Below are 11,349 nucleotides of genomic sequence, written 5' to 3'. Positions count from 1 at the left end.
TTTCAGATGGCCCCGCGCTTGGCGGTGTCGACTTCGGTGACCGACGTTCCCGGGTGGCCGCCAGCGGCGCGTGAAGCGCCCCGAGGGACCAGCTCCACCTGTGGCGTCTCCACGAGCCGGGCGCTGGTGCGCGCGTTCAGCTCCTCCATCAGCGCGGACACCCGGTAGTCCACGCTGCAGCGGTACAGGTGGTTCAGCAGGTCGTCCCTGCGGCGCAACTGGGTCTGGAAGAAGAAGCACTCCTCCTGGAACACCAGCGTGCGGCCCCGCGTCCAACCGCCCTCCACGGGACGGCTGAGCGTCACCTCGTCGCCGTCCACCGCCATTGCCAGCGCCTGGAAGCGCCGCTTGCCAATGCGGTAGCCGTCCTCGCAGTCCCCCAGCACCACCACGTCCCCGGGCCGCAGCCGCGAGGGGGCGGTGACGGAGCGGCGCAGCGAGGGATCCAACGGCCCCACGGGCTCCGCCATGAGGTGCAGGTGCTCCACCGTGAACGCCAGCGGCGTCCCCGTGTCCGAGCCCAGCGTCAGCACCATGTCGCTCGCGGCCACGGGGACCCCCGGCGCCGCGACAGGAGGCGCGGGCGTGGCCTCTGGATCCAGCAGGGGCTGCGGCGCGCCATCCACCGACAGCCACACCACGCCCTCCCCCGCCTCCAGCCGCGCGTGCAGCACCACCCCGGCCTCCAGCCGCTCCGAGGCGAGGCGCCAGCGCGTCTCCGCGGCCTGCGTGCCGCCGTCGCGCGACAGCGTCGCGGTGGCCACGACTTCGCCCCACAGCCGCGTGCCCACCTGGAAGTAGCGCAGCACCAGCCGCAGCACCGGCTGCGCCTGTGAGAGCAGCACGAACACCGGCAGCGTCTGGGCATCCGCCGCGCCCGGGGCCACCTGGAGGCCCAACGAGAGCGAGAGTCCGTCCGGCGCGGGGGTGTCGGAGTGGAAGGGGTCGGGCACCACCGGCGTGGGGTTGACGCGCAGGGTGGCGGTGCCGGTGCCGGACAGGAGCAGGCCGCCGGAGGACGGTATCCAGGAAGCCCCCGGCGTCAGGTCCACGCGGCCTCCGCGAGCGCGCTCCAGGCCCTGGTCGCTGGCCTCCAGGTGCGCCAGGGACGTGGGCAGGGTGGGCTCACCGCGAGGCAACAGGCGGAGCTTCGTAGCGCCCTCCGGCACGTCCGCGCCCAGCAGCGACGGGCGGAGGATCATCTGTCCGCGCGTGGGAATGGAGAGCGCCACGGTGTCCATGATGGACGCCAGGTCCACCTGCGACGCCGCCCACAGGTCCACCTGCACATCGACCGTCATCGCCCGGGGCGCTCGCAGCCGGCTCAGGTACGCGCGCCCTTCCTGGGCCCGCTCCGGAGGCTCCAATCCCAATACACCCGCGATGCTGGCGGCCACGGGCAGCAGCTCCACGCTGGAGCGGAAGTCGAGCGACGGGATGCCGGGGTCCGCGCTGATCGCGATCCGCCCGCCCTCCGCGTCCCACCGGCAGGTGACGGCGGCGAGCGCGGCGAGCAACAGCGGATCCGTGAGCGGCGCCCCGGACAGGTCCTGGAACTGTCCGCCCGCGAGCGCGTCCGAGAGCTTCGTGGTGAGCGCCGCGACGAGCGCGGGGCCGGTGGTGGCGGCGCCAAACGAACCGCCCGGCAGGCCCGTGAGCGTGACGGTGGCCAGACCATCCAGCCGCAGCTTGAGGGCCCCCCCCGCTGGCACGCTGTCCGCGGGGCCCCGGGGTCTGCCGATGAGGTGCCCCGGGATGCGGACGGTGGAGGTGGCGGTGCGGCCGTTCTCGCGCTCGGGTTCGGGATGGAGTCCCAGCGGGCCGACGACGGAGAAGAATGGCACGCGCGAGGGTCGGTAGCCTTCATCCACATAGCCATGCGCGGCGAAGACGCGCGCGTCACCGCTTCGCAAGGCCATCCGGCCCTGCCAAAGCAAGCCACTGAGGATCTCACGAATCACGCGGCCTCACCGGCGGCCCATGAAGGAAATGGCCCTCTGGATTCAAGCTGCTGCGTCACGGCACCCCCGGACCCGCAGAACCAGAATGTCTTGAAGCTTCGCGCGGCGACAATGAAGCAGAAAGCTCATCATCGTCAATACTGCAAGCGCGTCAGTCGTTGCCCATCGATGTGTCAAACCTGACGCTCATCCAGCACTGGAAGGCATTGATGTCCAAAGCCTCACGGGCGGGCATGCGCCACCTCACCCCTGGCTGCTCCCCTCACCCTCCCCGGGGACACGCGCCATCCTCCTGCCTGGGGGCGTGATGCAATTCACCAACTTCGTGGACCTGGCCGCGCGTCTGTTCGAAGGCGCGGGCGTGGGGGTGATGGTGGTGGGGGCGGTGGCCGCCGTGGGGCTCGTCGCCGTGCGCTACCGGGGAACGCGGCGCAAGGATGGCTTCCGCGTGCTGCGCCATTACCTGGGCAGCGCCATCCTGCTGGGCCTGGAGCTGCTCGTGGCGGCGGACATCATCCGCACCGTCGCCGAAGCGCCCACGTTGCGACAGGTCCTCATCCTGGGCCTCATCGTCCTCATCCGGACCTTCCTCAGCTTCACACTGGAAGTGGAGATTGAAGGACGCTGGCCCTGGCAGCAGGGGCGACACGCAGAAGACCGTCCCGGCGTGGACACAACAACAGACGACTCAAGACCCCCATGATCATGAGCAGACACAAAAGGGGCCCCGGGTCGCCTCCGCGCTGACGGACTGAACCCAGACAGGGGGCCTTGCTCAGCGGGTGGCGGGCGCGGTGCGCGTCAGCTCCACCCATTCACGCCACGCCCCGACGTCCTCGCCCAGGTCGCGGCCCGCGAGGACGGTCAGCACCTTGCGCGCGGGTTCCCGGTCGATGGCCTGCTGCATGCCCGCCATCTCCACCAGGACCTCCCCGGCCTGGTTGAGGATGCGCTGCCGCCGCGCGGCGCCTTCCGTCTCCACGATGTGCACCAGCGCCCAGGCCGCCTTGTTGCGGTCGCTGGACAGCGGGAACCACAGCGCCTCCAGCACGGGCTCCAGCGGAATGAGGGCCTTCGCCTGTCCCTGCTGCACGGTGCCCAGCAGTCGCAGGGCTTCGTTGCGGACGCCCTCGAAGGGGTCATGCACGGAGGGGCTGACGTGGCGCACCAGCTCCTCGCGCGAGCGCACATAGGACAGGAGGATGGCGGCGGTCATCCGCTTCGAATCGTCCCGGTCCTCGCGCAGCACGCGCACCAGCGCCGCGGTGTTCCGGGGAACCCCGTCGATGAACTTCGCCTCGAGCGGCGCGAGCTGGGGATGGTTGAAGCCGCCGTAGCACGTCAGGGCCTGGCAACCTCCCTGGGCCGTCTCACTGACGGCGCCCTCGCGCCGGAGCTTCCAGTAGGCCTGCTGGTAGGCGTCCCATGCGGCGATGAGCCCCTCCGGGTCCTCGACCGTGCCCGTGGGCGCCGGGGCGAAGCGCATCCGCCATTCGTCGCCCGGTTCAATGAGGTCCACGGTGACGCGGAAGGTGTGCGTCGGCGGATAGGTGACCATGGAATAGCGGCAGAACGGCAGCGGATGCGCCGCCAGCAGGCGCGGCTTGCTCTCCAACAGGTACGGCGTGAATTCCCCCGCCTCCAGGTTGAAGCGCGAACCGGGCGTGGGCATGCCAATGAGCCTCAGCAGCTCCTCCCGGGGGAGCTTGCGGATGCCAAACACCTCCACACCTTCGAAGAGGTACAGGGGAGAGGGCGCGGCGGGCTCAGGACGGCTGGCGGCTTCGACCGGAGCGGGCGTGGACGGGGGACTGGCCGCGCCGGTGGACCGGACAGGCGTGGCGCAGGCGGAGCACAGAAGCAGGCCCACGGGCAGAAGCTTGCGAAGGTCGGTCATGATGTCTGGACTGTAGTGCCCCCCGCGAAGGGCAGGAAGGCAGACACGGAGCGCGGGGACCGGCCAATCAGCGGCTGCGCTCCTGGGCAGTCGGTGGATGCCAGGAGTGCCCGGGGATGCACACCCTCCAGTTCAGGCCACTTCAGCGGTGGGAAGCGGCGTCACGGGGCCCCGCTTCCCCGCTAGCCAAAAAGGGGCCGTGGGCCCAGGAGGCGCGCGTGGAAAGTCCCAGCGCAAGCTTCGACGGTGCGGCCAACGTGGGCATGACCGAGGCGCAGTCCCGCCTGCTCCTCGAAACCCTCGTGGCCTGCACGCCCGTGGGTCTGGCCGTGGTGGACCTGGAACAGCGGTTCGTCCAGGTCAACGAAGCCCTGGCGGAGATGAACGGGATTCCGCGCGCCGCCCACCTGGGCCGCAAGGTACAGGAGCTCCTCCCCGACCTGTGGGCCATCCTGCGGCCCCAATACCAACACATCATGGACGGCGGGGACGCGCGGACGTTCGAACTCAGCGGCACGACGCCCAAGGCCGCCGGGGTGGAGCGCCATTTCCTCACCAGCTACTACCCCATGCGGACGCCCTCGGGCGTGCTCCTGGGCATTGGCATCATCGTCGTGGAGGTCACCGAACAACGCCGGGCCCACGACGCGCTCCAGGCCAGTGAGGAGCGCTACCGCTCGCTGGTGGAGGCCATGGCGCAGCCGGTGTGGACAACCAACAAGAGGGGCGAGGTGGTCGAGCCCGCGCCGCGCTGGCTGGCCTTCACCGGCCAGACACACAAGGAGCACCTGGGCCTGGGCTGGCTTGCCGCCATCCACCCGGAGGACCGCAAGCGCGTGGTGCGGGGGTGGGTGGACTCCCTGCGCACGCGTGCGTCCTACCGGGGAGAGTTCCGCCTGAAGTTCCATGCGGGCGGCTACCGGGACGTGGTGGGCCGCGCCGTGCCCGTCTTCAACAAGAAGGGGGGCATCCGTGAGTGGGTGTCCACGGCGGAGGACGTCACCGACCGCAGGCAGGCGGAGGCACTGATGGAGAACGAGCGGGCGCGGCTGCATGCCGTGTTGATGAGCGCGCCCGCGTCCATCGCCATCCTGTCGGGGCCGGAGCAGCGCTTCACCCTGGTGAATCCCTTCTACCGGCGCCTGTCGGGGGGAGTGGACCTGACCGGCAAGTCCCTGCGGGAGCTGGCCCCCCCCGGGGATGAGTACTCGAAGATATTGGAGCGGGCCTTCACCACCGGAGAGGAGCAGACCCAGAAGGAGGTGCCCATCGCCACCGACGTCAACGGAGCCCGGAAGGGCGCGACGCGCCGCTTCGACATCGTCTACCAACCGCTGCGCGGCGTGAACGGACGGGTGGACTCCGTGCTCTCGTTCGCCATCGACGTGACGGACAAGGTGGAGGCACGGGAGAAGTTGGAGGAGTGGGCCGCGTCGCTCCGGAACCAGCAGCAGTGGCTGGAGGCGGTGCTGGACCGGACGCCCGTGGCGTTGATCCTCATGGAGCCGCGCACCGGCCGGGCCCTGTTCTCGAACCAGGCGGCCCGGCAGATGGCCGGCAGCGACGTTCCCGAAGGCCTTCAGCTTGAACGCTACGCGGACACGCACCTCTTCACGGACGAGGCGGGCCGGAGGCTGCGCAGCGACATGGTGCCGGGTGTCCTGGCCGCCCGCGGAGAGCCGGTGCACGCATCGCCCGTCGTCTGGCACACGCCCACCGGGCGCTACTCGCTGCTCGTGGAGGCCGCGCCCCTGCCCGCCCAGCATGGCCGTCCGGCGGCGGTGCTGCTGGCCCTCCAGGACGTGAGCGAGCTGAGAAAGACGCAGGCCCAACTGCAGCACGCCGTGAGCCTGCGGGACGAATTCCTGACGGTGGCGTCCCATGAATTGAAGACGCCGCTGACGCCCTTGCAGCTCAAGCTCCAGTCCCTGGTGCGCGACGCCCAGACGGCCGACTCCCTGGAGTCCCTGCGCGAGCGCGTGGTGCGCACCTCGGAGAGCGTCTCAGGGCAGATCCGCAAGATGACCACGCTCATCAATGACTTGCTGGAAGTGACGCAGTTGACGGGCCCGTCCGCGCCGCTGCGCCTGGAGCCGGTGGACCTGGCCTCCGTGGTCCAGGAGGTGGTGGAGGGCTTCCAGGCCCAGGCGGCGAAGGCAGGCTGTGAACTGCGCCTCCACGCGCGGCCCGGCCTGGTGGGCCAGTGGGACCGCCACCGGCTGGAGCAGGTGACGACCAGCCTGATCTCCAATGCACTGAAATACGGCGCGGGGCTTCCGGTGACGGTCTCGGTGGAGCAGGCCCGGGGAATGGCACGACTTCGCGTGAAGGACGAAGGCATTGGCATCGCACCGGAAAGCCTCCAGGCCATCTTCGATAAATTCACCCGCGCCGTTTCGACACGCCACTATGGAGGTCTGGGATTGGGCCTCTTCATCACGCGACAGATTGTCGAAGCGCATCAGGGCACGCTGCGGGCGGAGAGCCAGCCCGGCCAGGGCGCATCCTTCATCGTGGAGCTGCCCCTGGGCGCCCGGAACACCAGGACCCCCTGAGTCTTCCAACCCCTTGCATCCGGGCCTACGCGACCCATTTCCTGCTCATTCCTGACGGCTCCTGACTATGTTTCGCGTCGCTGTCTGGGTATCATGAGGCTCGCGGTGCGCGTCCCGCCGGAAGCGGCCGGAGCGCCCTCATGCCCATGCCAAAGTTCCCGCTGAAACACGGTGCCCTCGTCGCGCTCCTCCTGGGGGGCCTGCCCGCCCGGGCCCAGTCCACCCTGCCCGGCTTCGACCTGGAGCACCTGGAGGTCAACGTCGGCCGCGGCCTGTCGGTGTTGCGCAATGGAGAGCTGCTGGTGACCGGCGGGTTGAGCGTGGGACTCGTGGGGCAGTATCAGCAATTGCCCCTGGTGCTGCTCAATGGCGAGCGCCAGCTGGAGCTCGTGCGCAACCGGGCCTCCGCCGTGCTGTCGGGCAGCTACGGCGTGCTGCCGTGGCTGGAGGTGGGCGCCCAGGTGCCCATCGTGCTGTGGCAGCAGGGCGAGGACCCCAGCACGGTGGGCCTGACGCCGCTCGCGTCGCAGGGGCTGGGCACGCCGGAGGTGCAGGCCCGGCTGGGCGTGCTGTCCCGGCGCGACGACCAGCCCGTGGACCTGGCCGTGGACCTGGGCCTGGGGCTGCCGCTGGGCAGCGCGGCGGTGCTGGGCCGGGACTCCGGCCTGCGCGTGCGGGCCCTGGCGCACGTGGGCACGCAGGTGGGAAGCCTCAAGCCCTCGCTGGAGGCCGGCGTGCTCCTGCGCTCGCGAAACCCCCTCTCCGCGCCGGGCGCCACCGGACAGGCCCTGGAGGTCCGCCTGGGCGCCGGGGTGACCACCTCCGGACAGGGGCTGCGCGGAGAGCTGGCCGTGAAGGCGGCCTTCGCGGCGGACATGGCCCAGCCCTCCGTGGAGGTGCTCGGCGGCGGACGCATCCCGCTCTCCGAGGGCCTGGAGCTGCACGCGCTCGCGGGGCCCGGGCTGGGCAACACCCCCGGCACGCCCATCGCCCGGGTGCTGCTGGGCGTGTCGTTCCGCAGCGAACCGCCTCCGCGCATGGAGACGCTCCCGGAGCCCGTGCCCCAACTGCGGCTGGAGGAGCTCCAGACGCGGCCGGAGCGCCGCCCCGCGCAGCACGTGGAGCCGGTGCCCACGCGCGAGCTGCTTCCCCCCGAGCCTGATTCCTCTTCCCAGCCATGACCTTCGAGCCGCGCGTCATCCTCGCCGCGTTCGACGGCAGCACACCGCCCCTGGTGGGCACCCCGCCCGCGTGGCTCGAACGGAGCTGGGAGGATCCGGACGGCTTCGTCGCCGCGCTCACCCCCGTGCACACCGGCCGGAGTCCTCCGTTCAAGAGCCGCGCGGGCCAGCACCACGACTTCTTCCACGACCTGGTGGTCCGCCACGCCACCACGGACCGCGTCGCGCTGCGCAGCTACTCGCGCACCCAGGGCTGGCGCACGCTGAGCTACCGCCATCTGCATGATCAGGCCACGCGCCTGGCCACCGCCTGGGCGGGGCTGGGCGTGAAGCCCGGCGCGAAGCTGTGCCTGCTGCTGCCCCCAGGCCCGGATCTAATGATGGCGCTGTGCGCCGCGCTGGGCCTGGGCGCGTGCGTGAGCCTGCTGCCGCCCGGGGCCCGCACGTTCGTGGCCCGCAGGCTCGCGGCGCTTGCGCCCCAGCACATCGCCGCGGAGCCGCACCAGGCGCCCCTGCTGGGCCCCTTCGCCGGCACGCTCCTGCCGCTCAAGACCCAGGTGCCGCCCGCGCTCGCGTCGTACACGTACAAGCCCACGGAAGCAGTGGGCCTGTTGTTCTCCCCGCTGGCGTCCCCCTCCGACGTGCCCGTGCCGCTCACCGCCGGGGACGCGTGGCGAGGCGCCCTGGTGGACGGGCTCATCACCTTCGGCCTGTCCCCCGGCGACCACCTGGCGGCACCGGGCTTCGCTCCCCTCCAGCACCTGCCCGCGCTGTACTTCACCACGCTCCTGCGCGGCGCGACGTACCTGCACGTGGATCCCCAGGACCTGGAGGCCACGCCCGCCCTGCTCACCGAACACCCGGTGCGCGCGCTGGGCGTCACCCCGGGCCTGCGCGACCTGCTGGCCCGCTCGCGCGTGACGATCAAGAACGTGGGCCTGTGGTTCAGGGATCCGCAGGCCCCTTTCGACTTCCAGGCGTGGCGCGACGGTCTCAAGGCCTGCGGGCTGTCCAGCGTGCCCGGCGGCAACGTGTCCGTGGACGCGACGTGGGGCGGCGCGGTGCTGTGCTCCCCCCGACGCGTGGGGGAGGTGCACACGGACGCGCTGCCCACGCCCGGGCGGACCTGGGCCCTGCGGGACTTCACCAACAGCGGCCAGGACGCCGTGGGAGACGCGGGCCTCTTCACCCCGCTGCCCGACGAGGGCCGGCCCCCCGCGCACGTCGTGCTCGCCCGCGTGCGAGGCCAGTACCACTACGCCGGAGCGCGCGAACCCCGCCGCGAGGGCCGGGTATTCCCCTTCGGGGAGATGTCCCAGGTGCTGCGCGAAGGGCCGGGCCCCCGGCTGGACGCGGTGGGACTGGCCGTGCCGGTGAGCGGCATGGCGAACGCGTACCGAGGCGTGCTGCTGGTGTTCACCGGGGACCTGCCCCCGGACGTCACCGTCACCGACGCGGACATCCGCCGCCGCCTGGAGCAGGGCCTGGGCGCGGACGCCCTGCCCGACCGCATCGAACGCTTCGCGCTGCACGCCCGGCGGGTGGACAGCGTCGTGGACGGGCCGGTGGACGAGGACTGGTGCAGGACGCAGTACCTCACGGGCTCACTGCGAATGAAGTCGCAGGACCCCTTGTTCCAGGCGCTCACCACCCTGCGCGCCCGGTTGGAGCCACGCTGATGGGAAGCCAGGTCGTGTCCGGTGCCGCCCTCCAATGCACCTTTGGCGCGGCGCCATCCGCGCTGTCGGTGCTGCCCGCCAACATGGTGATGTCCAGCGCGCCTTCGGCCACGATGATGGACTTCGTGCCGGCGATGAACATCCCGCCCTTCGGCATGTGTCAGTCGCCGGCCAACCCCACCGTGGCCGCCGCCACCGCCGCCGCGCTGGGCGTCCTCACGCCCATGCCGTGCATGCCCGTCACCACGCCCTGGGTGCCCGCCGCCTCGAAGGTGTGCATCAAGGGCAAGCCCGCGCTCACCAGCGACTCCTCGTGCACCTGCGCCTATGGCGGCGTCATCAAGATCAACGTGCCCGCCCAGATGAAGGCGCAGTTGAAGTGAGGCGCCGCGCGCATCACCCGCCTCCGGGCCGGGGCACGTAACGCAGCGGCGCTTCGCGCTGGGGCAGCCGCACCTCCAGTTCCACCACGTCCTCCGCGCTCCAGCACGCGAGCAGCTCCACCAGCCGTCCGCAGAGCAGGTCCACCAGCGGCAGCAGCGACGCGTCCATGGGCCCGAAGCCCAGTTGGTACACGTACTTGAAGCCCGCCGCGCTCCGGGCGAAGGGCTTGGGCTTCACGGTCAACTCCGTCAGAGACGGCAGCAGGTCGCGGAAGTAGCGCTGCGCGCGCACGCCCAGCACCTCCAGGAGGAACACCAGGTCCTCGCGCCCCAGGAAGCGCTGCGTGCGCAGCGCCAGCAGTTGCAACAGCGCCTGCTGCCCATGCTCCACCGGGTTGTCGCCCCCAGGCGCCACCGTGCCCACCAGGCTCCACGGCACGCCTTCCAGGAAGCGATCCGCCAGCACCGGCCGGTAGCCCCGGGCATCGAAGCGCGGCGGCAGGGGCTGGTGCCACAGGCCCTCCACGCCCAGCCGCACCGGCCGCAGGAAGGCGTCCGGCAGCTCCGCGTTCAGCCACGCCGTGCGCGACAGGCCGTGGCCCTCGTGCTCCATCTCGTACGTCTCCGGGCCGCCCGCGATGGCGCCGGGCCTGAGGGGCACCATGCCCTTCGCGCCCAGTTGGTACACGCCCACCACCGCGTTGAGCCGGTAGCCCGCCGCCTGCTCCGGGTGCTGCACCGCGTGGCGCTCCTTCGTGCCGTCATGTTCGATGGGCGTCGCCATGGCGCGCTGCAGGTTCACCACCGGCACCGCGTGCGCCACGAACGAGTCCCGGGTGAGCACCAGCTCCGAGGGCCAGCGCCCCGAAAGCCGCAGGGTCAGCGTGAAGCCCTGCCAGTTGCGCGGCGCGGGCGGGATGCGCGTCTCCAGGAACAGCTCCTGCTGCGGGAAGTGCAAGAGCTGCCGCAGCCGCTGGAGCGGATGTTCGGACACCTCCCCCTCCACGGGCACCGGGGGCGGCGCGCCAAAGCGCACCGGCCCTTCGTGCGCGTCGAAGGGCTTCACCTCGTGCTCCACGTCTCCGTCGTCGAAGCTCACCGTCGCGGAGCGGAAGGACGACTTCAACTGGAAGAACACCGCCAGCGCGGCCCGGAAGTCGTTGAGGTGGTTGATGTGCAGCCGCACCACGCCGGGGGCGTCGTTGCGAGGAAAGCCGCCCTCGAAGACGAGCCGCAGGCGCGCGCCTTCATCCCCCTGGCGCTCCAGCCGCGCCTGGGTGAGCCGCACCGGCAACAGCCGCAGCGGCGCGAGCGTGCGCAGGGTGAGGGGCCCGGTGGGCCCGCCCGTCTCCCCGGGGTTGAGCAGGAAGGGCGTGCCCCGGGGCAGGTCCGCGGCGTCCACGAAGCGCGCGTCCGGCTCCGCGCGCACCATGGCCATCGCGGGCACCGGGTTGAGCAGGTAGGCGAAGTGCTGCTGGAACAGCCGCAGCGTGCTGCGCTCCAGGGTCCGCTGGCCCGCGCGGCGGGTGCGCGCGGTGAACAGCGCCATGGCCTCCGTGAGGCGCCGCACGTCCGCGTCCTCGCCGTCCAGGGGCGCCGCCGGGTGCAGGGCCGTGTAGCCCAGCCGGAACTTCTCCAGCGCCTGGAGCTCCTCCAGGAACGACGCGTACAGCGCTTCGTCCATCTTCATGGC

8 protein-coding genes are annotated in these 11,349 nt (G+C 71.4%); 5 read left to right on the top strand and 3 right to left on the bottom strand.

What is annotated here, in order from left to right:
- Positions 1 to 2: 2 nt before the first annotated feature.
- Positions 3 to 1,919 (bottom strand): hypothetical protein, encoded by a 1,917-nt coding sequence (locus tag OV208_RS12020; RefSeq protein ID WP_267573971.1) that lies wholly within the window; start codon positions 1,917 to 1,919, stop codon positions 3 to 5.
- A 349-nt stretch (positions 1,920 to 2,268) separates the two neighbouring features.
- Here OV208_RS12020 and OV208_RS12015 point away from each other — a divergent pair, with 349 nt between their 5' ends.
- Positions 2,269 to 2,664, top strand: a complete 396-nt coding sequence (locus OV208_RS12015; protein ID WP_267573970.1) for a DUF1622 domain-containing protein — start codon at positions 2,269 to 2,271, stop codon at positions 2,662 to 2,664.
- A gap of 72 nt (positions 2,665 to 2,736) precedes the next feature.
- Here OV208_RS12015 and OV208_RS12010 read toward each other — a convergent pair whose 3' ends face one another.
- The gene (locus OV208_RS12010) at positions 2,737 to 3,858 is read right to left on the bottom strand and encodes a hypothetical protein (RefSeq protein ID WP_267573969.1); all 1,122 of its coding nucleotides are present in this window, start codon (positions 3,856 to 3,858) and stop codon (positions 2,737 to 2,739) included.
- Positions 3,859 to 4,076: 218 nt separating this feature from the next.
- Between OV208_RS12010 and OV208_RS12005 the strand changes: the two genes are divergently transcribed.
- The 4 genes from OV208_RS12005 to OV208_RS11990 all read left to right on the top strand — a co-directional run bounded on the left by OV208_RS12005 (position 4,077) and on the right by OV208_RS11990 (position 9,656).
- A complete protein-coding gene (locus tag OV208_RS12005) occupies positions 4,077 to 6,413 on the top strand; it encodes a PAS domain-containing sensor histidine kinase (RefSeq protein WP_267573968.1) in 2,337 nt (778 codons plus the stop codon).
- Between the two features lie 140 nt (positions 6,414 to 6,553).
- Positions 6,554 to 7,594 (top strand): hypothetical protein, encoded by a 1,041-nt coding sequence (locus tag OV208_RS12000; RefSeq protein WP_267573967.1) that lies wholly within the window; start codon positions 6,554 to 6,556, stop codon positions 7,592 to 7,594.
- Positions 7,591 to 9,273, top strand: a complete 1,683-nt coding sequence (locus OV208_RS11995; RefSeq protein ID WP_267573966.1) for an AMP-binding protein — start codon at positions 7,591 to 7,593, stop codon at positions 9,271 to 9,273. The genes OV208_RS12000 and OV208_RS11995 overlap by 4 nt, the downstream gene beginning before the upstream one ends.
- A complete protein-coding gene (locus tag OV208_RS11990) occupies positions 9,273 to 9,656 on the top strand; it encodes a DUF4280 domain-containing protein (protein WP_267573965.1) in 384 nt (127 codons plus the stop codon). Before OV208_RS11995 ends, OV208_RS11990 begins: the two co-directional genes overlap by 1 nt.
- Before the next feature lie 13 nt (positions 9,657 to 9,669).
- Here the strand turns inward: OV208_RS11990 and OV208_RS11985 are convergent, their stop codons facing one another.
- Positions 9,670 to 11,346 (bottom strand): type VI secretion system baseplate subunit TssF, encoded by a 1,677-nt coding sequence (locus tag OV208_RS11985; protein WP_267573964.1) that lies wholly within the window; start codon positions 11,344 to 11,346, stop codon positions 9,670 to 9,672.
- Positions 11,347 to 11,349: the final 3 nt, after the last annotated feature.

The organism is Corallococcus sp. bb12-1 (assembly GCF_026626765.1).
Taxonomy (GTDB): domain Bacteria; phylum Myxococcota; class Myxococcia; order Myxococcales; family Myxococcaceae; genus Corallococcus; species Corallococcus terminator.
The sequence above is the reverse complement of the archived record's forward strand: the minus strand, read 5'-3'. Positions and strand labels throughout refer to the sequence as shown.